Source organism: Candidatus Omnitrophota bacterium, assembly GCA_014728045.1.
In the GTDB taxonomy this organism is placed as follows: domain Bacteria; phylum Omnitrophota; class Gorgyraeia; order Tantalellales; family Tantalellaceae; genus WJMH01.
Genome location: WJMH01000022.1, coordinates 82,025 through 104,797 on the forward strand (window position 1 = coordinate 82,025; position 22,773 = coordinate 104,797).

The 22,773-nt window shown below is 50.4% G+C and carries 30 protein-coding genes; 29 read left to right on the forward strand and 1 reads right to left on the reverse strand.

What is annotated here, in order from left to right:
• Positions 1-14: 14 nt before the first annotated feature.
• The 23 genes from GF409_07750 to GF409_07860 all read left to right on the forward strand — a co-directional run bounded on the left by GF409_07750 (position 15) and on the right by GF409_07860 (position 15,933).
• Positions 15-659 (forward strand): phosphoribosyltransferase, encoded by a 645-nt coding sequence (locus tag GF409_07750; GenBank protein MBD3427104.1) that lies wholly within the window; start codon positions 15-17, stop codon positions 657-659.
• Complete coding sequence (locus GF409_07755) at positions 629-2,113, forward strand: PDZ domain-containing protein (GenBank protein ID MBD3427105.1); 1,485 nt, start codon at positions 629-631, stop codon at positions 2,111-2,113. The genes GF409_07750 and GF409_07755 overlap by 31 nt, the downstream gene beginning before the upstream one ends.
• A 118-nt stretch (positions 2,114-2,231) precedes the next feature.
• Complete coding sequence (locus GF409_07760) at positions 2,232-2,654, forward strand: DUF2267 domain-containing protein (GenBank protein ID MBD3427106.1); 423 nt, start codon at positions 2,232-2,234, stop codon at positions 2,652-2,654.
• 24 nt (positions 2,655-2,678) lie between these two features.
• The gene (locus GF409_07765; protein ID MBD3427107.1) at positions 2,679-3,416 is read left to right on the forward strand and encodes a PRC-barrel domain containing protein; all 738 of its coding nucleotides are present in this window, start codon (positions 2,679-2,681) and stop codon (positions 3,414-3,416) included.
• A gap of 27 nt (positions 3,417-3,443) precedes the next feature.
• The gene (locus GF409_07770) at positions 3,444-3,632 is read left to right on the forward strand and encodes a ferredoxin (GenBank protein MBD3427108.1); all 189 of its coding nucleotides are present in this window, start codon (positions 3,444-3,446) and stop codon (positions 3,630-3,632) included.
• 140 nt (positions 3,633-3,772) lie between these two features.
• On the forward strand, positions 3,773-3,961 hold the full coding sequence (locus GF409_07775; GenBank protein ID MBD3427109.1) for a hypothetical protein: 189 nt from the start codon (positions 3,773-3,775) through the stop codon (positions 3,959-3,961).
• Positions 3,962-3,999: 38 nt separating this feature from the next.
• A complete protein-coding gene (locus GF409_07780) occupies positions 4,000-4,905 on the forward strand; it encodes a thioredoxin-disulfide reductase (protein ID MBD3427110.1) in 906 nt (301 codons plus the stop codon).
• Between the two features lie 37 nt (positions 4,906-4,942).
• Positions 4,943-5,215 (forward strand): hypothetical protein, encoded by a 273-nt coding sequence (locus tag GF409_07785; GenBank protein MBD3427111.1) that lies wholly within the window; start codon positions 4,943-4,945, stop codon positions 5,213-5,215.
• Between the two features lie 34 nt (positions 5,216-5,249).
• Entirely contained in the window at positions 5,250-5,759 is a 510-nt protein-coding gene (locus GF409_07790) for a hypothetical protein (GenBank protein ID MBD3427112.1), read from the forward strand.
• A 25-nt stretch (positions 5,760-5,784) separates the two neighbouring features.
• The gene (locus tag GF409_07795; protein MBD3427113.1) at positions 5,785-6,315 is read left to right on the forward strand and encodes a superoxide dismutase; all 531 of its coding nucleotides are present in this window, start codon (positions 5,785-5,787) and stop codon (positions 6,313-6,315) included.
• Positions 6,316-6,337: 22 nt separating this feature from the next.
• The gene (locus GF409_07800; protein ID MBD3427114.1) at positions 6,338-6,727 is read left to right on the forward strand and encodes a hypothetical protein; all 390 of its coding nucleotides are present in this window, start codon (positions 6,338-6,340) and stop codon (positions 6,725-6,727) included.
• A gap of 67 nt (positions 6,728-6,794) precedes the next feature.
• Positions 6,795-7,301: a DJ-1/PfpI/YhbO family deglycase/protease gene (locus GF409_07805; protein ID MBD3427115.1), complete on the forward strand. Its 507-nt coding sequence runs from the start codon at positions 6,795-6,797 to the stop codon at positions 7,299-7,301.
• Positions 7,302-7,320: 19 nt separating this feature from the next.
• Positions 7,321-7,854, forward strand: a complete 534-nt coding sequence (locus GF409_07810; GenBank protein ID MBD3427116.1) for a cation-binding protein — start codon at positions 7,321-7,323, stop codon at positions 7,852-7,854.
• Between the two features lie 27 nt (positions 7,855-7,881).
• Positions 7,882-8,325, forward strand: a complete 444-nt coding sequence (locus GF409_07815; protein MBD3427117.1) for a hypothetical protein — start codon at positions 7,882-7,884, stop codon at positions 8,323-8,325.
• Between the two features lie 20 nt (positions 8,326-8,345).
• A complete protein-coding gene (locus GF409_07820; protein ID MBD3427118.1) occupies positions 8,346-10,043 on the forward strand; it encodes a 2-oxoacid:acceptor oxidoreductase subunit alpha in 1,698 nt (565 codons plus the stop codon).
• A gap of 12 nt (positions 10,044-10,055) precedes the next feature.
• Positions 10,056-10,916: a 2-oxoacid ferredoxin oxidoreductase gene (locus GF409_07825; GenBank protein ID MBD3427119.1), complete on the forward strand. Its 861-nt coding sequence runs from the start codon at positions 10,056-10,058 to the stop codon at positions 10,914-10,916.
• A gap of 75 nt (positions 10,917-10,991) precedes the next feature.
• Positions 10,992-11,288, forward strand: coding sequence for a carboxymuconolactone decarboxylase family protein (locus tag GF409_07830; protein ID MBD3427120.1), 297 nt, complete (start codon positions 10,992-10,994; stop codon positions 11,286-11,288).
• Positions 11,289-11,297: 9 nt separating this feature from the next.
• Positions 11,298-12,347 (forward strand): 2-hydroxyacid dehydrogenase, encoded by a 1,050-nt coding sequence (locus GF409_07835; GenBank protein ID MBD3427121.1) that lies wholly within the window; start codon positions 11,298-11,300, stop codon positions 12,345-12,347.
• Positions 12,338-12,862, forward strand: a complete 525-nt coding sequence (locus tag GF409_07840) for a hypothetical protein (GenBank protein ID MBD3427122.1) — start codon at positions 12,338-12,340, stop codon at positions 12,860-12,862. Before GF409_07835 ends, GF409_07840 begins: the two co-directional genes overlap by 10 nt.
• Before the next feature lie 26 nt (positions 12,863-12,888).
• On the forward strand, positions 12,889-13,947 hold the full coding sequence (locus GF409_07845; protein ID MBD3427123.1) for a class I fructose-bisphosphate aldolase: 1,059 nt from the start codon (positions 12,889-12,891) through the stop codon (positions 13,945-13,947).
• A 43-nt stretch (positions 13,948-13,990) separates the two neighbouring features.
• Positions 13,991-14,173 (forward strand): hypothetical protein, encoded by a 183-nt coding sequence (locus tag GF409_07850; GenBank protein ID MBD3427124.1) that lies wholly within the window; start codon positions 13,991-13,993, stop codon positions 14,171-14,173.
• Positions 14,174-14,181: 8 nt separating this feature from the next.
• On the forward strand, positions 14,182-15,648 hold the full coding sequence (locus GF409_07855; protein ID MBD3427125.1) for a trehalose-6-phosphate synthase: 1,467 nt from the start codon (positions 14,182-14,184) through the stop codon (positions 15,646-15,648).
• A 12-nt stretch (positions 15,649-15,660) separates the two neighbouring features.
• Positions 15,661-15,933: a hypothetical protein gene (locus tag GF409_07860; GenBank protein MBD3427126.1), complete on the forward strand. Its 273-nt coding sequence runs from the start codon at positions 15,661-15,663 to the stop codon at positions 15,931-15,933.
• A gap of 6 nt (positions 15,934-15,939) precedes the next feature.
• Here the strand turns inward: GF409_07860 and GF409_07865 are convergent, their stop codons facing one another.
• Complete coding sequence (locus tag GF409_07865; protein MBD3427127.1) at positions 15,940-16,704, reverse strand: helix-turn-helix domain-containing protein; 765 nt, start codon at positions 16,702-16,704, stop codon at positions 15,940-15,942.
• A 115-nt stretch (positions 16,705-16,819) separates the two neighbouring features.
• On the opposite strand from GF409_07865, the gene GF409_07870 reads away from it, so the two are divergent.
• The 6 genes from GF409_07870 to GF409_07895 all read left to right on the forward strand — a co-directional run bounded on the left by GF409_07870 (position 16,820) and on the right by GF409_07895 (position 22,658).
• Positions 16,820-20,563 carry a PAS domain S-box protein gene (locus tag GF409_07870; protein ID MBD3427128.1) on the forward strand — a complete coding sequence of 1,248 codons (3,744 nt, stop codon included), beginning with the start codon at positions 16,820-16,822 and terminating at the stop codon, positions 20,561-20,563.
• Positions 20,560-20,964, forward strand: coding sequence for a response regulator (locus GF409_07875; protein ID MBD3427129.1), 405 nt, complete (start codon positions 20,560-20,562; stop codon positions 20,962-20,964). Before GF409_07870 ends, GF409_07875 begins: the two co-directional genes overlap by 4 nt.
• 111 nt (positions 20,965-21,075) lie before the next feature.
• Complete coding sequence (locus GF409_07880; GenBank protein ID MBD3427130.1) at positions 21,076-21,474, forward strand: response regulator; 399 nt, start codon at positions 21,076-21,078, stop codon at positions 21,472-21,474.
• Between the two features lies 1 nt (position 21,475).
• Positions 21,476-21,895: a hypothetical protein gene (locus GF409_07885; GenBank protein MBD3427131.1), complete on the forward strand. Its 420-nt coding sequence runs from the start codon at positions 21,476-21,478 to the stop codon at positions 21,893-21,895.
• Between the two features lie 18 nt (positions 21,896-21,913).
• A complete protein-coding gene (chaB, locus tag GF409_07890) occupies positions 21,914-22,132 on the forward strand; it encodes a cation transport regulator (GenBank protein MBD3427132.1) in 219 nt (72 codons plus the stop codon).
• The gene (locus GF409_07895; protein ID MBD3427133.1) at positions 22,107-22,658 is read left to right on the forward strand and encodes an Hsp20 family protein; all 552 of its coding nucleotides are present in this window, start codon (positions 22,107-22,109) and stop codon (positions 22,656-22,658) included. The genes chaB and GF409_07895 overlap by 26 nt, the downstream gene beginning before the upstream one ends.
• Positions 22,659-22,773: the final 115 nt, after the last annotated feature.

The window sequence follows — 22,773 nt, forward strand, 5'->3', positions numbered from 1 at the left end:
GGAGGGTTTAGATCATGTTCAGAGACAGAAAGCACGCAGGTGAAAAGCTGGCGGCAGCTCTGGAAAAATACAGCGCGACGGAAGCACTGGTGCTTGCCATACCCCGGGGAGGCGTGGAAGTGGGTTACGAGGTGGCAAAACGGCTGGACCTTGAGTTTTCCGTGCTTGTTACACGCAAACTGCCTTTCCCGGACCAGCCGGAGGCGGGTTTCGGCGCGGTTGCCGAGGACGGCAGCGTGTACGTATACGAGGAAGCACTTAAATGGCTGGATGCCGATACCGTCGAGGAAGTGACCCAATATCAGAGAAAGGAAGTAAATAGAAGAGTTGAGCTATTCCGCGGGGGACTTCCTCTTCCGAGGATATCTTCAAGACACGTTATACTGGTGGACGATGGTATAGCCATGGGTTCAACGGTTAACGCTTCTATCATGCTCCTCAAAAACAAAAAAGCCGGGTGGATAACCGTTGCCGCGCCGGTAACAGGCCCTGAAACCGCGAAACGCATGGAACGCATAGCGGATGAGGTGGTCGTGCTGGATAAGCCGGCTTCTTTCAGGGCGGTCGCCGAGGCTTACCAGAACTGGTACGATGTCTCGGACGGGGAGGTCATGGAAATACTCGATAAATGGAACAAGATAAAAGGAGGGGTACGATGAAGAGATCGAAATGTTTAAAAACGGCGCTTATCCGCGCAATACTAATAGGATGCTTAACAGGCTTTGTGACTGGTGGCGTGAAAGTCTCGGCGCAGTCCGTTACCGATAATATGGAAGAATATTCCTCGGACCTTGAGAACCAGACCATACGCATCGCGGAGGTTCTAGGTAAAACCGTGGTTTCCATAAGCACTCAGATAACCAAGAAAATAGATTACCAGATGTTCTCCCAGGACGAGCTTATGAAAAAGTTCTTTGAGGAATTTTTCGGCGAGATACCCGAGGGCGAGATCAAAAAGCGCGGTCTGGGCAGCGGTGTGATAATAGACGAGGAAGGCTTTATCCTCACTAACGAACACGTGGTGGCGAACGCCGACAAGATAAAGATCAAGTTGTACGACGGACGCGAGTTCGATGCCGAAGTCAGGGGCACGGACGTAAGGTCTGACCTTGCGGTGATCAAAATTGACGCGGAGGACCTTCCCGTAGCCGAACTGGGCAATGCTGCCGACCTCAAAATAGGCCAATGGGTCATGGCCATAGGGAACCCGCTGGGGTACGTGATAGAAGGGGCCGAACCCACCGTAACGGTGGGTGTGGTGAGCGCTTTGAGGAGGAACCTTCCCGTAGTCGGCAAACGCGACCGCAGTTATACAAGCCTTATCCAGACCGACGCGGCCATAAACCCCGGCAACAGCGGAGGGCCTCTTGTGGACCTTAACGGTAAGATAGTGGGTATAAACGTTTCCATTCTGACCACTACCGGCGGGTTCCAGGGGCTGGGATTCGCCATCAGCGCTGAAAGGGTCAAACAGGTGCTGGACCGTCTTATGGCGGGCAGGGAGGTACTCTACGGATGGCTGGGTATAAGTGTGCAGAATCCCGGAAAGGACCTCAGGGAATACCTCGAGCTCGAGTTGGGTGAAGGTGTCATAGTTATGCAGGTCTTCGAAGATTCTCCTGCCGAAAAGGCGGGCATAGAGGTAGGTGACGTCATACTCACCTTCAACGGCGAGACCGTGGAGGATTCAATAGACCTGGTGGAGAAGGTAAGCGCCAATGAGCCCGGAGAAAAGGTCAAACTCGGCATAAAACGTGACCGGGGGAGGATGACCATCACCGCGGAGCTAGGCAAAAGGCCCAGTGACCTGATGTCACTGGCCAAAGGCATGCCTTCCCGGGAAAAGGCGCGTTTCAGGGGTATGAAAGTCCAGGATATAACAACTGTCATGCGCAAGAAATACGATCTGCGCGAGGACGAAGGAGTTGTCGTCACCGATGTGGAGAAAGATTCTCCCGCCGACAGGGCCGGGATAAGGGTCTCTGACGTTATAACCCATGTGGGAAGAAGGCCCGTGAACAGCAAGGAAGAGTTCCTGGAGGCGGTGGAGGCGATCAGGGGACCGTGCCTTGTAAGGACCCCGAGGGGGTTTTTCGTTATAAAAGCCGAATAAGGCGCCCGCAAGGGATGAAAGTGGAAAAAGGTCAATAAAAAAAGGAAAAAGACAATTGTTGCGTATGGAATAAACATTATAATTGAAAGAGTGAGTCAAACGACTGGAGGTGGTTTCTATGGGTATGACAGGCTTAAAGAGCTTTGATCAGTCTCTTATTAAAACAAAAGAATGGTTGAAGGACCTGCAGGAAGAGCTGCATTACGAGGATGAGCAGCAGGCGTACACCGCGATGAGAGCAGTCCTACACGCTTTGAGGGATCGTCTCTCGGTAGAGGAGGCGGCGAATTTCGCAGCGCAGCTGCCCATGCTGCTTATGGGCGTCTATTACGAGAACTGGAAACCCGAGAACAAACCCCTGAAGATCAGGGACCAGCAGGAGTTCTTCGACAAGGTGGCCGAGGAGCTGCCCCAGAAGGAATATGACAGCAAGCGCATAACCGACGGCGTCATGAAGGTCGTTCGCAAGCATGTCACCGGTGGCAAAATAGAGGAGATGAAAAAACATTTTCCGTCGGATCTTATGGGACTTTTCGGTTAAACCTGAGATGAAAGGAGACCAGGGATGTTGAGAAGCCTTAACGGCATGAATGGCTACAATCTTAAGGCCTTGGACGGTGAAATAGGAAAGATCGTGGATTTCTATTTTGACGACCTTTCATGGACCATCCAGTATTTCGTGGTGGATACCGGGGGGTGGCTTTCGGGGCGCAAGGTGCTTATTTCGCCTGTAGCCAACTCCTCCGAACCCGACAGCGAAAACAAGGTCGTACCTCTTGTCCTTACCAGGGAAATGATCGAAAAAAGCCCGGACATAGAGAGGGATAAGCCCGTTTCTCGCCAGAAGGAGCTGGAGATGATGCGGCACTACAGGTGGCCGGTATACTGGAACGAACCTTATTCCGGGGACGAGGGTGCGATACCGCTTGAGTACTACGAGCAGGTGGCTCTTTCCGAAAAGGAGGAGGGCGATTCGCATCTTCGCAGCGCGCGGGAAGTGGAAGGCTACCGCATACACGCCACCGACGGTGAAATAGGGCGCGTGAAGGACTTCATTGTAGATGACAAGACCTGGGACGTGCGCTATCTTGTTGTCGATACGGGCGACTGGATCCCCGGACGTAAAGTGATAATAGCGCCCTTATGGCTTAAACAGGTCAAGTGGTCGACCGCAGAGGTTTTCGCAGATCTTGATAAAAAGAGCATAGAGGATAGCCCTGAATACGACCCCGCCGAACCGGTTAACAGGGATTACGAGGGAAGGCTGTATGATTATTACGGCCGCCCCAGGTACTGGAAGTAGGGCGGGATAATCAGCAGGAGGGAAGTTATGAGAGCTAAAGTGGATCAGGAGACTTGCACCGGTTGCGGCGCATGCGCCTCAACCTGCCCGGATGTTTTCAAGATGGAAGGCGATAAGGCGACAGCTTATAATAACCCGGTCCCGGAAGGCGCCGAGGAAAAATGCAAGGAAGCAGAAGCGGGTTGCCCGGTTGATGCCATAACTTGCGAAGAATAACAGCAAAAATGAGCAAGCCGGCAGTCATGAAAGGTATGTAACCGCCATCCTTTCCTGTTTCACAAGTAAGTGCCGGCTTGCTTAATATAAAGTATTTGATGGAAGATTCCCGAGTTTACTGAAAAAAAGAAGGAGACGTCATGGCTGACATAAGATACGTATGCACAGGACCCTGCGGAGGTTTCGTTGTTGAAGAGGATTATGAAAAAGGCAAAAAAACCTGCCAGGAGCCGAACTGTTCGAAGCACGGAGAACCTCTCGAGAAAAGACTTTACTGCCCCAAATGCGACGTGTACTTCAAGGAAGGCGAAGAACACAGTTGTGAATAGTTCTTCCCGGGGGACCAAGGCAAAGACAGGGAGAGAAAATGCATGAGACCATTATAATAGGAGGAGGCATAGCCGGGGATACCGCCGCAATCTATGCCGCGAGAAAAAAGATGGATTTTCTCATGATCGCTAAGGAACTGGGAGGTCAATTCTTCGAGTCCGGGGAAATAACCAATTATCCGGGCATAGTCAAGACAGATGGTGAAAACTTTAGCGAATCATTCGAGGACCAGCTGGAAGCGAACGGCATTGAGCCCAGAACGGGTGAAGAGGTAACGAAGCTCGAAAAGACCGGAGAAAGCTTCAAGGTGGTTACGGACAAGGGCACTTACGAGACGGCCACGGTAATAATCGCCACCGGTTCCCGCCCGAGGAAGCTTGAGGTCCCGGGAGAGGATGAGTTCGCCAAAAAAGGCGTCACGTACTGTTCGGTATGCGACGGGCCGCTTTTCTCGGGCAAGGACGTCGTGATAGCCGGCGGTGGCAATTCCGCCCTTGAAGCGGTCGATTTCATGAGGGAGATAGCCGAGAAAATAACGCTCGTCAATAACGCCGAACAACTTAACGGTCATGAATATCTTATCGATAAGGCTGAATCCCTGGAGAAGACCGAGATAATCAATTCCGCCGAGATAGTCTCAATAGAAGGCGATAAGATGGTCAACGCGGTCCGGTTGAAAAAAGACGGTCAGGAAAGCAAGATCGAAACCGAAGGAGTTATAATCGAGATAGGTCGAAAGCCCAACACGGATTTTTTGAAAGACTTTCTTGAGTTGGATGAAAAGGGTCACATCAAGATAGACTGCCAGGGCAGGACTTCAGTAGAAGGCGTTTTCGCCGCGGGCGACTGCGCCTCGGGCCAGGAGTTCCAGTACGTTATAGCCGCGGGCCAGGGCTGCATGGCGCTTCTCAAAGCGGCCAGATATCTTGCCAGGCGGAAATAGAAGTTTTTTCTTTTGTATTTAACCAAAGGGGGATGAGATGAACAAAAACAAACTGACCAAGATCCTTGCGGGAGTGAGCATTATCAGCCTCACGGCCAACATGGGAATAACAGCGCATGCCGCAAGCGGCAAGAATAGCTGCGGTAAGGGTTCCTGCGGAGGGAAAAAAGGGTTTTTCCAGTCGATGTATGACTCTCTTTCCGGGAAGAGCTCGGATAAAGACAGGTCATCCTGCGGCAAGGGTTCCGGGAAGAAATCCAAAAAGGGCAAAAGCACCACTTCCTGCGGCAAGGGCTCCTGCGGAAGCTGATCTAACGAAGGATTTATAACAAAGGAGGGGAAAAATGAAAAAATTAATGGTAATAGTGCTGTCTCTGGCTTTCATTCTGGCCGCCATGCCGGCACAGAACGTTTTCGCCAAATGGAGTGAGTGTCCGGATGACAAGGTGGATCTGGATGACAAGGTGTTCAAGAAGGCGAAGTTCCTCCTTATGTACGAGGATGAACTGGGGCTTTCGGACGGGCAGATCAAGCAGATAAAGGACATAAAGGTAAAGGCCAAAAAGTATCTTATAGACAAGAAAGCCGAGATCTATAAGATAAAGGTCGATATCAAGGACGCTATGTACGAAGATGATATCGATACGGGCAAGATAAACAAACTGATAGACAAAAAATACGATATTAAGAAGGAAAAAGCCAAGTACCTTGTCAATTCTTATGTCCTTCTTAAGAACACCCTTAACGATGATCAGAAAGAAAAAGCGAAGGATATCTGGATGGGGATGTACAAGGAAGGCGGTTATATGCACAAAGCTCGGGGCATGATGCACAGCGGCAAACACATGAGATAACTGCCCCGAATAAAAGGAAGATACAATGAAAAAAATAACTATGATCATGGTGGGCGTGCTCCTGCTGGCGGGAGCTTGTTTTTCCCGAGCTTCGGACGAACCCAAGGCGATGGCCGACCTTCACAACGCGCAGGGAGAAAGGGCGGGTATCGTTCTTTTCGAAGAGGCCCAGGACGGGGTGAGGATAGATATCATCATCACCAACCTGCCCGCGGGAGAGCACGCTTTCCATATACACGAAAGCCCCAACTGCGACCGGCCGGATTTTAAAAGCGCAGGCGGTCATTTCAATCCCGGCGGGACCAAACACGGGTTCTTGAACCCGGAGGGTCCCCACGCGGGAGACCTGCCCAATATAGTCGTCAAAGGGGACGGCACGCTGATAAAAAAAGTCGTAACAGACCTTATAACCCTTGATGAAGGGGAGAAGAACTCCCTTTTCAGGGGTGCGGGCACTTCAGTGGTGATACATGAGAACCCGGATGATTACATAACGGACCCGGCCGGCCGGGGAGGGAAAAGGATAGCCTGCGGTACTATAAGGAAGATCGAATGAGTCGATACAACGGAGGTGAATGATGGCCAGAGAATGGAAATGTGAAGATGACGTTCTATGCGGTGTTAACGAACCCAAGGACAAAAATAACCTGCAGGACCTTGAGAAAAAACACCTGCCGGTCATAGATTTTCCGGAAAAGGTCAAGAAGGACGAACCTTTCCGGGTTAATATAACGATCGGCGGTATCGACGGAGTGGACCACCCCAATGAGCCGGGTCATTTCATAGAATGGGTAGAACTGTATTCAGGGGATACTTTCCTGGGGAGGTCACAGTTCTGCGGCGGGGCGAGTTTTCCCCGCGCTACTTTCGAGGTTAAGCTCGACCATGCGCACGGTCCTTTGAAGGTGTGGTGCAAATGTAACCTTCACGGGCTTTGGGAGATCACCAAGGACATAAGTGTAGGATAAGTCTCTTTAGCTACAACAGGAGTAAACGACGGGTGGCACTCGGCGCCTGTATTCAAGGAGGAAGAATATGGCCAAGATAGCCGTTATAGTCGAAGATATGTTCGAGGACAGTGAGTATACCGAGCCGGTTGAGGCTTTCAAGAATGCCGGGCACGAGACTTTCAACATAGGCCTGGAAAAAGGTAAACAGCTCAAGGGCAAGAAAGAAGGCACGACCATACAGGTGGAAAGGTCGCTGGACGGGACAAGCGCCGATGACTATGACGCTCTGCTTATACCGGGGGGATACTCTCCCGATAAGCTCAGGGCACACAAGGCGCCCGTGGACTTCGTCAGAAAGTTCATGGAAGAGGGCAAGCCTGTTTTCTCTATCTGTCACGGCGGGCAGCTTCTCATATCCGCAGATGCGGTAAAAGGCCGGAAAATGACAGGCTGGAGATCCATCTCGCAGGACATCAGCAATGCGGGGGCCGAATATTTGGACCAGGAGGTAGTCGAGGACGGCAACCTTGTCAGCAGCAGGCAGCCTTCGGATCTGCCGGCTTTCATAAAAGCCTCACTGTCCAAGCTTTAAAGATCAAGGAGGGATACTCATGTTACCAGCAGGACCTTTAATGAAGGAACACAGGCTCATAGAGCAGATGATCGGCCTGGTAGCCGACAGGCACGACCGTATAGGCCAGGAGGAGAAGGTCGATCCCGTTTTTATAGACGCGGCGGTCGATTTCATTCGGACCTATGCCGACAGGTGCCATCACGGCAAGGAAGAGGATATACTTTTTCGGGAACTTGAGAAAAAGGATATAAGCGACGAACATAAGAAGACGATGGAGGGACTGGTCAGCGACCATAAGTTCGGCAGGAAGGTCACCGGAGAACTTGAAGAGGCGAATGAGGCGTACAAACACGGCAAAAAGGCCGCGCTGAAGGATATACAGCAGGCGCTCCAGAAACTAACCGACCTTTATCCGCAGCATATAGAGATAGAGGATAAGCATTTCTTTCTTCCTGTCATGGATTATTTCAGTGACGAGGAAAAAAGTTCCATGCTGAGTGAAATGATGGATTTTGACCGGGAGATGATACATAAAAAGTATCGGCAGATAGTGGATAAGTTCAAAGGCTGAAGGCCTTGTCTAAAACGGGAGGTAATAATGGCCGACATTAAAAAAGAACTCGTGGATATGCTTAACCAGGCTCTCCAGCTGGAGCACGCGGCGAGGATACAGTATCTAGCCCACGCGGAGAAGGTCAGCGGGCCGGGTTCGGAGATGGTGATAAACAGGCTCAAGGAGATAGCCTCCGATGAGCTGGAGCACGAAGAGAAGTTCCGGGAGATGATAGGCGCTTATCTGGGAGGGGTTCCTACCATGTCGCTCGCTGAAACCCACGATGCTAAGGACAGGACGGACATCCTGAATGTTAATCTCGAGGACGAGAAGCATGCCATTGATTTTTACAAACAGGTGTACAAGAAGGTGCTTGAGAACAGAGACCAGCTACAATACGAGTTCGAGACGCTCGAACACGAGCTGAGGCATGTCATTATAGACGAACAGGAACATGTCTCGGAGCTTACCACTCTTTTGGGTGACTGACCAAGCGCAAAAGGCGGACCATGAGCAAAAAAGAGATCTCAATACGGATAACCGGTGAAGCCGGTCAGGGCATGAAGACCATAGGCCACGCCGTGGGGGAGATGTTCGTAAAGGCGGGATTCAATATTTTCTCAAACATGGATTACATGTCCCGCATAAGGGGCGGGAATAATTTCTATCAGATACGGATTTCTTCCCGTCCGGTCGAAACCCTCAGGGAAAACCCCGATATGATCATCGCACTCAACGCAGAAAGCGTGGGCTTGCACCGCAGCGCGTTAAGCGATGAAGGGGTGCTCTTCCTCGACAGGGAAAAATTCGAACTGGAGGAAGAAGACGGTTCTTTCCGGGACGCTCCGCTTTACGGGATAGCCGGGGAAGCAGGCTCCGAGATCTATGTTAACTCGGCATCCTGCGGTTTGATAGCGGGAATGACAGGTATAGATTTCTCCCATCTTAAGGAGGTTTTCGGCAAGGTCTTCGCCGCGAAGGATGAAGAAGTCCTCAAAAAGAACATAGACGCCGCCAAAAAAGGGTATGAACTTGCATCCGAAAAGTTCAAGGACGATATCTTCAGCGTTGAGTGCGAGGAATGCGCGGGTGATCTTCTTCTTAACGGCAACGAGGCGATAGCTCTGGCGGCGGTCAAGTCAGGATGCAGTTTCTATTCGGCGTATCCGATGACACCGGCTACCAGCATAATGGTGGCTATGGCCGGGTATTCCGAACAGCTCGATATCCTTGTCGAGCAGGCGGAAGACGAGATAGCTGCGATCAACATGGCGATCGGTGCTTCCTTCGCCGGAGCAAGGTCCATGACCGCCACTTCAGGAGGGGGGTTCGCGTTAATGACAGAAGGCGTAAGTCTTGCGGGCATGACGGAGACGCCCGTTGTCATCGTAGACGCCCAGAGACCCGCTCCTGCTACGGGACTTCCCACAAGGACCGAACAGTCTGATCTGGATTTCGTTCTCTACGGCGCGCACGGTGAGTTCGCCAAAGCGGTCTTCGCGCCCGGGACGATCGAAGAATGTTTTTTTCTCACCATGAAGGCTTTCGAGCTGGCCGATAAATACCAGATGCCGGTTATCATACTTACCGACCAGCATCTGGCCGATTCCATGCGCAATATTGAGAAGCTTGATGGGAGGGGTATAAAGGTGAGAAAGTTCTCACTATCCCGGGAAGATTCAAAGAAGATCGAGGATTACCAAAGGTATGCTCTTACCGATGACGGTATCTCGCCGAGGGCCGTGCCTTCATGGATAAAAGACGTCATTTACGCGGACAGTGATGAACACGACCAGAAAGGGCACATAACAGAGTCGGACGAAGTACGAGACAGTATGGTGGAGAAAAGGTTTTTCAAAAAAATGGAGAACCTGCGCAAAGAGGTCGTCCCTCCCACGGTTTTGGCCGTGGAAGAGGCAGAGACACTCCTGGTGGGGTTTGGCTCGACCTACGGGGTGATGAAAGAGGCCTGCAAGGCCAAGGGAAAGTCTTTCGGGATGGTTCACATCCCCCAGGTCTGGCCCTTCCCGGCGGAAGAGGTAACTGGCGCTCTGGAGAAGGCCAAAAAGGTCATATGTCTCGAGAATAACGCCTCGGGACAACTGGCCGCTCTTATCAGAAAGGCTACCGGTATCAGGGTAAGTGAGCACATTCTGAAATACGACGGAAGACCATTTAACGCAGACCAGTTGACCGAGCAACTTTAGGAGCAGATAAAAGTGGAAAAAGAAAAATACAGAAGCGGCGATCCCATAGCCTGGTGCCCCGGCTGTGGCAACTTCGGCATAATCAACGCTGTAACCAAGGCTCTTGAAGGGCTTGAGACGGCGCCTGAACAGGTGCTTCTGGTCTCGGGAATAGGGCAGGCCGCGAAACTTCCCCACTACGTCAGGGCGAATTGTTTCAACGGTCTTCACGGCAGGGCTCTTCCGGTCGCGGTGGCCGCGAAGATGGCCAACCGGAAGCTTACGGTCATAGTCACCACCGGTGACGGCGACTGCTACGGCGAAGGTGGCAACCACTTCGTGCATAATATACGCAGGAACGTTGACATCACGGTACTAGTGCATAACAACCAGATATACGGTCTGACAAAGGGGCAGGCCTCGCCGACCACGGATACCGGGTATGTTACGCCCGTGCAGATTGGTGGCGTCATCCTTGAGCCTTTTCATGCGCTCCAGGTGGCAATAACCCTCGGGGCTGCTTTCGTGGCAAGAAGTTTCTCCGGCGAGATAGACCACCTTTCGGATATGATCCAGAAGGGCGTGCGCCACAAGGGGTTCTCACTCGTGGAAGTTATGCAGCCATGCGTTTCGTTCAACAAAAAGAATACCCACCAGTGGTACAAGGACAGGATATACAAACTTAGCGAAGAAGGTGATCACGACCCCCAAGACAAGATGGCAGCCTACAGTAAAGCCGCCGAATGGGGGGACGATATACCCATAGGGGTGATCTACAGGCGCGAGAGTGAGACTTACGGCCAGAAGAGCGGCCTTTCGGAGAAGACCCCGCTCGCCGAAAAGGATATAGACAAGATCGATATCGGCGAACTTATCGAAGCGTTCAGGATATAAAGCGACTCTCCCGGCTGATATGACCAAAGCCCCGTCCAGTTGCTGCCGAAAGACCATTCAAGGAGGTGCTTCGAAATGAGCGAAAAAAAGCCCTGGTACATGAAAGACACCGAGCTCGGCAAAGCTTTCAATCATTTTTACCTTGCCTGCAAGGAAAAGAGCGTGCTCGACGATAGAACAAGGGAACTGCTGATGGCCGCGCTTGCCTGTGTGTTCCGCTGCCCGCACTGTACCGAGGAACACATCAAAAAAGCGCTGGAAGTGGGATGCACCAAACAGCAGGTAAGAGAAGCACTTCTCATCGCCAGCGTCGAGGCCGCGGGTACGCAACTTGCCTGGAGGAAAGAAGTTTACGAGAAATATCTTGGATAAGGAGGTGTTTTGAAAGACGAGAAGATCCTTTTTTTCGACACCAAACCCTATGACAGGCAGTTCTTCGGGGAGGCTAACCGGGAATACGGTTTCCAGCTTAAATACCTGAATAACCGCCTCAACGAGGATACCGCCGATCTTGCCAGGGGCTACCGCATTATAAGCATCTTTGTTAATGACATGGTAAGCGAAGCGGTGGCGGATAAGCTGTCGGAACTTGGGGTTAAACTCGTCGCGCTGCGTTCGGCAGGATACAACAACGTTGACCTCGACGCGGTGTATGACAGGATACATGTCGTGAGGGTTCCCGAATACTCGCCGTACGCCATCGCCGAGCATGCCGTTGCGCTTATGATGACCCTTAACAGAAAGATACACAGGGCCTATTTCCGGGTACGGGACAACAATTTTGCGATAAACGGCCTGATGGGGTTCGACATGCACGGGAAGACCGCGGGAGTGATAGGTACCGGAAGGATAGGAAAAACCCTCTTGGAGATACTCAAGGGTTTTGGGATGAATCTGCTGGCTTACGACCCCAAGCCGGATGAAGAGGAAGCTTCCGGCATGGGTTTTAAATATGTCGATCTGGAGACGCTCTACGCCAAATCCGATATCATCTCGTTACACTGCCCGCTTACCAGGGAGACAGAATATATCATAAACCAGGAAAGTATCGGCGCCATGAAAGACGGTGTCATGATCATCAATACCGGAAGAGGGAAGCTGATAGATACCAAGGCGCTTATCGAGAACCTGAAGACGGGAAAAATAGCTTACGCCGGTCTTGACGTCTACGAGGAGGAAAGCGAATTTTTCTACGAGGACCTTTCTTCATCTTTCATAAGCGATGATGTGCTCGCCAGGCTCATGACTTTCCATAACGTGGTCATAACTTCGCACCAGGGTTTTTTCACGAAAGAAGCACTCGCCAATATAGCGGAGACCACCCTTTCCAATGTAAGGGAGTTTATTGAGGGAGGGTATCTGAAGAACGAGATATGTTACAGATGTGACAGGGACAAGTGCGTTAAAGCTGAGGGAGAGAAATGTTTTTAAAAAAGGAGGATGGCATGAACCCTTTTGATTTCGCGATGCAACTAGAGAAAGAAGGAGAGAAATATTACCGGGAACTTGCGGAGAAAACCGACAACGAGGGCTGCAGGAACATATTCAACATGCTGGCGGACGATGAGGTAAAGCATTTCAATGTCTTCAAGGGCATGAAAGAGGGAAAAACAGAAGACTTCCCGGCAACCCAGGTCATGGAAGAGGCGAGGAAGACCTTCCAGTCCTTTGCCGAGAAAGGTAATCCTTTCGAGGAGGAGATGTCCCAGAAGGAGCTTTACGGCAAAGCTCTTGAAGTGGAAGAGAAGACCAGGGATTTTTATCTGGAAAAATCCGAGGAAACGGAGGATTCCCGGGAAAAAGAGCTTTTCAGGAAGATAGCCGACGAGGAACAGATGCATTACAATCTCATTGACGAACTTTTGGGTTTCATAAAAGAGCCCGAAACGTTCCTGGAGAACGCTGAGTTCTTTAACAGTGACGATTACTGGATGATGAGAAGGTGATCGGTGTCTCTAAAAGGGAGGATGTTATGAAGAAAGATGATATTATCAGGATCCTGGGGGAGAAGGAGTGGGAGTATCTAATAAAGCACGAATGTAAAACCTTCCCCAGAGAGAAATTGCACCTTCCCGGCCCCGATTTCATTGACAGGGTATTTTCCATATCCGACCGCCCCGAGAAGGTGATAAGCAACCTTAAGAGGGTCTTCGCCCACGGCAGGCTCAAAGGGACCGGATATCTTTCGATACTTCCGGTGGATCAGGGTATAGAGCATTCGGCGGGCGCTTCCTTCGCCCCCAACCCGATATATTTCGACCCGGAGAACATAGTCAGGCTGGCCATCGAGGGCGGCTGTAACGCGGTAGCCTCAACTCTGGGCGTTCTGGGCATGGTAAGCAGGAAATACGCCGACAAAATGCCCTTTATAGTGAAGCTCAACCATAACGAGCTTTTGTCTTGCCCGAACACTTATGACCAGAGATTTTTCGCTTCGGTGGAACAGGCGTACGACATGGGTGCCTCAGCGGTCGGCGCGACGATATATTTCGGTTCAGCCGAGTCCCGCAGGCAGATCGAAGAGGTTTCGGCCGCCTTTGAAAAAGCCCATCGCCTGGGAATGTTCACGGTACTCTGGTGCTATCTCAGGAATTCGGCTTTCAATAAGGACGGGACCGATTACCACACATCAGCGGACCTGACAGGGCAGGCGAACCACCTGGGAGCGACCATACAGGCGGATATAGTCAAACAAAAAGCCCCGACGAATAACGGCGGCTACAGGGCGATAGGTTTCGGGAAGACAAGCGACCTTGTTTACGATGAACTTACCACCGATCATCCGATAGACCTTACCCGGTACCAGGTGGCCAACTGCTACATGGGGAGGATAGGGCTTATAAATTCCGGGGGCGCAAGCGGCGAGAACGATCTCCAGAAAGTGGTCCGGACCGCCGTTGTAAATAAAAGGGCCGGCGGAAGCGGCCTGATATCCGGCAGAAAAGCCTTCCAGAAGACGATGGACGAGGGGATACGGATACTTAACAGCATACAGGACGTCTACCTTTCGGAGGAGATACTGCCGGCGTAGCAGGCTCGTATGGTTATGGTGCAATACCACAGGAAAGGAGCTCATGGTGGCTAAAAGACATATTTATATTCTTATCGTTCTTGCCTTAATGCATGTTCTGGGTTGCACTTCGAAACATACCTACAAGGGCAGCGGAGCCGAGCGTATAGATGAATTCTCCCGCGTCGATGAAAGTTTCGAGGAGAAGCATCTGGAAGACACCGGCAAACCTGAATACATAAAATAAGGCAGACCATGGCTACCAAGGAATCTCTTGTAAAAGATATAAAGAACGCACTTGCCGGCAGGAAGCTCATAATAGCCTCCAACCGGGAGCCATACGTACATGAGAAGCGCGGCGGCGGGATTGAGTGTTCCAAGACGGTGAGCGGTCTCTCCATTGCGCTTGATCCGGTCATGCGCGCGGTTGGCGGCACCTGGATAGCTTGGGGGGCCGGCGACGCCGACAGGCGGACGGTAGATGAGAATAATATAGTCAAAGTTCCTCCTGGAAGCGAGGAATACAGCCTGAAGAGGCTCTGGTACACCGATGAGGAACGGGATGATTTCTATTACGGATATTCCAACCAGGCGCTATGGCCCCTCTGCCATATCGCATACGAAAAGCCGCTTTTTCTGAAGAAGCACTGGGCCGCTTACAAGAAAATAAACAAAAGGTTCGCCGATGCGGTGATCGAAGAATCCCGGGGCGAGGACGTTGTCATCTGGATCCAGGATTATCACCTTTGCCTTTTGCCTTTATACGTTAAGAAAGAGCTGCCTAATGCGGTGATTGCCATGATGTGGCATATACCCTGGCCCAACGCGGAAGTATTCAGGGTCTGCCCGCAGAAGCACCAGATACTCTCGGGAATGCTGGCCTGCGATATACTGGGCTTCCATATATATTATCACTGCCTTAACTTCATCCAGACCGTGGAACTGCACATGGAGGCCAAGATTAGCCACGAGGAGAGCAGCATAAGCTACAAGGGGCACAAGACCCTGGTCAAGAACTTCCCCATCAGCGTCGATTTCGAGGGTATGTCCGAAGACGCCGAAACCGAAAAGGTATCAGGTGCCATGGAGAGCATCCTTAACGGAATAAAGGCCGGATCCTCCATTCTTGCCGTTAGCGTGGACAGGATAGATTATACCAAGGGCATCCTCGAGAGGTTCAGCGCGATAGACAGGTTCTTTCAGCTCGAACCGGGCTACATCGGAAAGATCGTTTTTTACCAGCTGGGAGCTCTTTCGCGCGCCAAAATACCTTCCTACAAAAGGCTTATCGAAGAGAGTAAACGCAGGGCGGATGAACTCAACGAAAAATACGGCAGGGAGGATTGGAAGCCTGTGGTGCTTAATTATGAAGGCCTTAACTATGCCCAGCATCTTGCGCTCTACCGTTGCGCGGACCTGTGCATTGTATCATCCCTGCATGACGGCATGAACCTTGTAGCCAAGGAGTATGTCGCTTCCAGGACGGACGAGAGCGGGGTGCTCGTGCTCAGCCGCTTTACCGGCTCTGCCAGGGAATTCGCCAAGGGAGCGGTGCTTTTCAACCCTTATGATTTCGATGCTGCCGCAAAGGCGATAAAAAAGGCCGTTCAGATGACGCAGGAGGAAAAAGAGAAGCGGATGAAATACATGAGAAGCGCCATAAACAACCGGAACATATACAGGTGGGCGGAGAAGTTCATCACAAGATTAAGCAGAGTATAGAAGGATCCTGAAATGGAAATCAAGCCCAGAACACTGATAAGATGGATACTGATAGCAGCGGGCATTATCTACGTGGCATACCTGCACCTTGAGAGGATCGGATACAAAAAGGACATGGACATCATTCGGGGCGAGGCTCAGTACATTAAAGAAACGGCGTATTACCGGACCGCGCCAAAGGACCTTAGGGAAAGGATAAACCGTATCGGCTCTGTCAGTTCTGAGGTATTGGATATACCCCGGCAGGCCGGGACCCTTCCCGATATCATGGATGAGAGCAAATAGCTTCTGTCAGCGTTTTTTGGAGGTTTTCTTCGCGCGGGGTTTTCGCTGTTTCTTCTTTTTCTTGGGAGAAGTCCTGTTCTGGGTAGGGGTGGATCCCCAGTGCTTTTTATAGATCCTTATGAAGGATTCGGGGTTCTTGTATCCTAGTTTGTCGGCGATCTGCTCTATGGTATAACTGGTCTGGTTCAGAAGTTCCTCGGCTTTTTTGAACTTGCATTTCAGGTAATACTCGTTGAAATTGGTTCCGGTCTCTTCCTTGAAGGCCCGGCTTAAGTATTTGGGGCTTAGCCCCACACGACCCGCGGCGTCCTCAAGAGTGACAATTTTGTCGAAGTTCTTCTCGATGAAGATCTTAACGCGGGCAATCTTGCTTTTTATGTCGGAGCCTTCGCGGGCATTTTTCTTATCCGACTCATGGAGGAGATCTTCGATAAGCTGTTTGGTTCTGGGGATGTCCATGGGTTTTTCGAGGTATTCGTCCGCATGCGCGCGAAGGGCTCTTATCGCGGTCTCCTTACTGCTGAAACCAGTGAGGATAACAATGGGGGTTGAGGGCATTATTTTCCTTAGCTGCTCCAGGATAAGGGTGCCCTTTTTGTTGTTGGGAAGACGCTCATCGAGGATTATTAGATCGATCTCGTTGGGTTTACGCAACTCGTCCAGAGCGTCCTGTGCGTTAAAGGCTTTTATCACGTTGTATTCATAGAAGGCGTCACTGAACTCTTCACAGAAAGCCTTATCGTCATCTATGATGAATATGGTATAGGCCAATAGTGACCTCCTTGGGGTGGAGAAAAGTCAATTATTCATCCGATATAATAGCACAAATCGGGGTTAAAGACAAAAAAAATTGTAACGGTCCGGATATCTGGTATAATAATGCGAAATGGCTAAACGAAAAAGCAAAAAGAAAAGATCGCGTGCGGTCAACAAGAAAAAGACGAATAGACCCTCAAAAGAAGAAAAATTCCCCGTTGTGGGTATAGGAGCTTCCGCCGGCGGAATCAAAGCCATAGGGGATTTCCTTGAAAGACTTTCTGCAGAAGCGCATCTTGCGGTCATTATCGTAATTCACCTCAAACCCGGCTATAAGAGCATCCTTGTCGATATCCTGTCCAAACAGACGAAACTTTCCGTCGGAAAGGCCGTTAACGGCACAAAGATCGCCCCCGGACATATCTATGTTACTTCACCCGGCAAAAAGATAGCGGTTTCCGGGGGAAAACTCGAGGTTACCCGTAAAAAAGCCGACGAGAGGATGCTGGTCGATCACCTGTTCCGGTCGCTTGCCGACGACCAGGGTGAGAGGGCCGTGGCCGTACTTTTCTCGGGAACGGGTACTGACGGCACAGCCGGTATAAAGGCCGTCAAAAAAAAAGGCGGATTCGTGTTCGCCCAGGACGAAAAGAGCGCCGAGTATTTCGATATGCCCAGGAGCGCTTTTGAAACGGGCCTGGTGGACCAGATGGCCCCACCGTCCGAAATAGCCCGAAAGGTGTTCGAACTCGGTCAGCACCCGTATATCTCCCGTAAAAAAAGTAAAAAGCAAAAAGAGGATCTCTCTCTGACCAAGGGGAAAGCCCCGGACATATTCAGCATCATACAGAAATCCTCCGGTATGGATTTCAGCCATTACAAGACCTCTACGGTGAAACGGCGCATCGCCAGGCGCATGGCGGTTCATGGCATCAGTGATATCGTTGAGTACAAGTCTTACCTTCAGGAGAACCGTGAAGAGGCCTTTGCCCTTTACGATGATCTATTGATCTCGGTCACTTCGTTTTTCAGGGAAAAAAAGTGTTTTGATGCCCTGAAAAAAAAGGTCTTCCCCAAACTGCTCGAGGATCATTCTTCGGATGAGCCTATAAGGGTGTGGACCCCCGGCTGTTCTTCGGGGGAGGAGACCTATTCACTGGCCATAGCTCTTATGGATTTCATTGAAAAAAAGAACAGGATTATACCTGTGCAGGTTTTCGGTACGGACCTCAGTCCCCGCCTCATAGAACAGGCCCGTCGGGCGCACTACAGCCATGATATAGCCAGATCTATGCCAAAAGATTACCTGCGGCGTTACTTTACCAAGACGGAGGGCGGGTATAAGCTCAAGAAGGAGATAAGGTCGGCTTGCGTCTTTGCCAGACATGATCTTGTGAAGGGGCCTCCGCTTTCCAACATGGACATAGTAAGCTGCAGGAATGTTCTGATATACTTCGATTCGGTCCTGCAGAGACATGTTATTCCCATGCTGCATTACGCGCTAAAGACCAGAGGGGTCCTTGTCCTGGGTAGTTCCGAATCGCTGGGCAAGAACAAGGACCTTTTCACCGAAGTGGACAAAAAAGGAAGAATATTCCGCAGAAAAGAGGTTGATAGAAGGGCCCTGCGGGGGATGGAGATGGATTCCACCCGCGGAAGGGTTTATAGCCTGGAAAAGGAGATCGAGCGTTTCGACAAGACCATGGAAAAGCGCATTGAAGATCAGAAAAAACAGACCGATGACATGGACAGTAGGATCGACCGCATATTTCTTGAAAAATATTCGCCCGCGGGCGTTCTTCTCGAGCGGAACCTTGACATAGTGCAGTTCCGGGGAAGAACAAGCCTTTATCTTGAACCTTCACCTGGTAAAGCCAGCCTCAATCTTTCCAGCATGGCAAGGGAGGGACTTCTGTATGAAATAAAGGATGCCATAAAGGAAGCCTCAAAGATGGGAAGCGCGGTTAGAAAGACCGACGTGGGATACACAGTGGGGAACGAATCCAGGCGAGCGGATTTTGAAGTGCAGCCCGTCGGCAACCGTTTCCTGGTCATATTCGAGCCTGGCAGGACGGGTATGGAGGGAAAGGACCCCCCCAAAAAAAAGGGTAAAAGTTCCTCCGATAAAAAAGAAGTTTCCAGGCTTCGCCGGGAGATCACCGCGCTCAGGAATCACATGCAATCCGCCATCGAGGAAAAAGAAGCGGCGAACGAAGAGCTTCGCGCCGCCAATGAGGAAATACAGTCCAGCAACGAAGAGCTTCAGAGCATGAACGAGGAGCTTGAGACAGCGAAGGAGGAGCTTCAGTCCACGAATGAGGAGCTTTTCACGGTCAACGAAGAGCTCCAGAACCGCAACAAGGAACTCTCGAGGCTGAATAACGATCTCAACAATATCTATAACAGCATTAATATCCCCATTATCATGATGGGATCCGATTTCCGGGTGAAGAGCTTCACTCCCGAGTCCTCCAGGATCGTCAACTTGCTATACACCGATATAGGCCGTTCCATCGAAGAGCTCAAGTTCAAGGTGGATTTACCCGATCTTCGTCAGATACTAGAACGGACCATAGACGACATGGCGGTCATCAGACGGCAACTCAAGGATGCGGAGGGCAGGTGGTGCCAGATGACGGTGAGACCTTACCGGACCACGGAGAACAAAATAGACGGGGTGGTAATGGTCTTCACCGATATTGACGAGCTCAAGAAAAATGAAAGCAGGTTGCACCAGAGCGAGAACTACATTTACTCGGTACTTAACATTCTTCCAACGGGTGTTATTATCATAGGAGGCTCCGATGGCAAGATCACCTTCGCCAACAGGGCCGCCAGGGAATTATACGGTTTAGAAGACGTGGAAGGCCTTGAAATGGATGAACATGCTAAGAAGCTCGGTTTATGTCGGCCTTCAGGCGAGCGATATAAAGCCGAGGAACTTCCCGCAACCCGGTCGCTTTTAAAGGGCGAGGTCGTCGAGGAGGAAGAGGTTCTTATAAAGAGGCCCGGCAGGGAGATAACCGCTTCGGCGAATTCAATTCCCATATATGATGAAAAGGGGAATATAACCTGTGCGGTCGCTTCCTTTATGGAAATAACATTCCTCAAGGAAGCCCAGGAAATATTGGAAAAATCCAAGACCCAGAGTGAGAAGGAACTGGTCTTTACCAGAAAACAGTTGGACGAGGCCAAACGCCTTTCGGACATAGGTGCGCTCGCTTCCATCGTCGCTCACGAGCTGAGGAATCCTCTTTGTGTCATATCGGCCTCGATGTATAATTTAAAAAGAAAGAACAAAGATCCCAGGCTCCAGAAACATATAAAGAATATCGAGAAGAATATCCAGGACAGCGAATTCGTGATCAGTAATCTTCTCAATTATTCGCGTATCAACCCCCCTGAAAAAAAACGGGTCGATATCGCGCAACTTTTGAAGGAATCCCTGGGAATTGTCAGGTCCAAATTTCCGGCAAAGAAGGTTCGTGTCGCCAAGGATTATTCAAAGCTTGGCAAGACACCCGTTCAAGCGGACCCCCAGCAGATTACTCAGGTCTTTACCAATCTTCTTAACAACGCTTTCGAGTCGGTCCCGGATAAAAAAGGGAGGATAACCGTAAAGGGTGAGACCTGCGAACTTGAGGGGGAGGATGCGGTATGCGTCAATATCAGGGATAACGGACCGGGCGTACCTGAGAAGAACAGAGAAAGGATCTTCGAGCCCTTTTTCAGTACCCGGTCCAAGGGCACTGGCCTGGGGCTTGCCGTCAGCGCCGAGATAGTAGGGCTTCATAAAGGAAGGATAACCCTGGGCAAGAAAAGAGGCAAAGGAGCTTCTTTCACGGTAACCCTTCCGAAAGGGGGGAGAAAATAATCTCGCCGCGACCCCGCAAAAAAATACTTATAATAGAGGATGATACCTCTCTTACCGAAGAGCTGTCGGAAATACTTCAGGATAAAGGTTATTCGGTCGATACCGAAAATAACGGTCTTACCGGAAGAAAAAGGCTGGAAGATGAGAGGTTTGATATTCTTATACTTGACCTGCGCCTTCCCGGCCTGGCGGGGGAGGAGATACTCAGGCAGGCCAGGGGCAAGAATCTTTGCGAAAAGATCATCGTTCTTTCGGCTAAACCTGTTCATGACCTAAGCATGCCTCATCCCGACATAGAATCTTCAGAGCCCCTTTCGCCCCCTTTGGACCAGGCCGATTTTGTGATAAACAAACCCTTTAGGATAAAAGACCTCTTTCAGGCCCTCAAGCGGCTCTCTTAGTGGAAAAAAGTCAATAAAATGTGGAAAACGCCGATTGTCTTCCCTTCCGGTATGCCCGTATAATCTAATGGTCACAAGATTGTTCCATTCATAGCCGGGAGGACAAGATCCGTGAAAAAGACTGAGAAAAAAACAAAGGTAATGATCATTGACGATGATTCTGAATTCCTTTGCGAACTAAAGGAAATTCTGGAGGCGGCCGGGTACGATGTCACCAAGGTCTCGGATAACGCCAGGGTCATCAAAACCGCCGCTAAAGTGCAACCGGATATTATCCTGATAGATCTTAAAATGTACCCCAAAAGCGGGTTCCAATTGGCGGATGAATTAAGGACCCAGTTTGAGACCTCGAAAACACCGATAATTTCCATGAGTGGGTATTTCACCAGGGAGGAAGATGGCATCCTGAGGGGTATATGCGGCATACAGGAACAGGTGGACAAGCCCTTTAATCCGCTGGACGTCATTACCGTGATAGAAAGAGTGACCGGGGGGAAAAGAACGGGTTGATATGGGTATGATCTCAGTACTTCATACGGCTTTTCGTCTTTTTCTGGCCTGCATTCTGGGTGGGATAATAGGCTGGGAGAGGGAGAAAAAAGGAAGAAGCGCGGGGCTGAGGACGCATATGCTGGTCTGCATGGGTTCTGCGCTCGTTATGCTGGTATCGATGTACATCCAGCGAAATTTTATAGACATTAAGTCAATAGATACCCTCAGGATAGCCGCAGGTGTTGTTGCGGGGGTGGGGTTCCTCGGAGCGGGCGCGATAATAAAGAGTGCCGAGAACACTCGCGGCTTGACCACAGCCGCCAGCATCTGGATAAGCTCGGGAATAGGACTTGCCACCGGATGCGGCTATTTTGCAGGAGCCCTTATAGCGACCGCTTTTTCTTTCATCATTCTGTTTATCCTTAAGAAATTCGAATAAAAGAACAAGGAGAATAACATGCCTATCCGGAAAGCACCAGAGGAGCTTCGCGATAAACTGCCCAAACGCGCGCAGGAGATATTCGTTAAAGCGTTTAACAGCGCTTATGAGCAGTACAAGGATCCGAAAAAACGCCGGGGCAACCAGTCGCGGGATGAAGTGGCAAGAAAGACCGCCTGGAGCGCCGTGAAAAAAGAATATAAAAAGGGAGATGACGGAAAGTGGCACAGAAAGTAATTATAAAGGCAAGATTCAAGGCGAAGGAGGCATGAAAATGGACGACAAGAAGAACAAGAACCTGCCGGAAACATGGCAACCGGTTATAAGCGAGATGATGAACCTCAGAAAGCAGATGGACGACATGTTCAACAGTTTTTTCACCACGCCGGCGAGTCCCATGAAAATACCATCGTTCTTCAAGGGGGAACGCTGGGCGTGGAGGCCCGAAGTCGACATGTACGAGACCAAGAAACAGGTAGTGGTAAAGGCTAACCTCCCCGGGTGTGACAAAAAGGACGTTAACGTGGAAGTAGAGGATAATGTGCTCACCATAAAGGGCAAAAAGGAAGAGGATAAAGAGGTAAAAGAGAAGGACTTTTACCACAAAGAGCAGCGGTTCGGTTCTTTCCAGAGGACGATAAGTCTTCCCAGATACGCCGATGTCGATAAGCCCAGGGTAAAGTTCAAGAACGGAGTACTTGAACTTAAGTTTCCCAAGACCAAAACCAGTTCCCAGAAAGCAAAGAAGATAAACATAAAATAAGGGTCTTTCATCCATCCGGAGTGTGCTTAAAAGGAACACCCTGCGGATACAAATACCGGAGGGTGTTCCTTTTAAAGATAAATAAATAGGACTTATATATAATATTATATGTAAT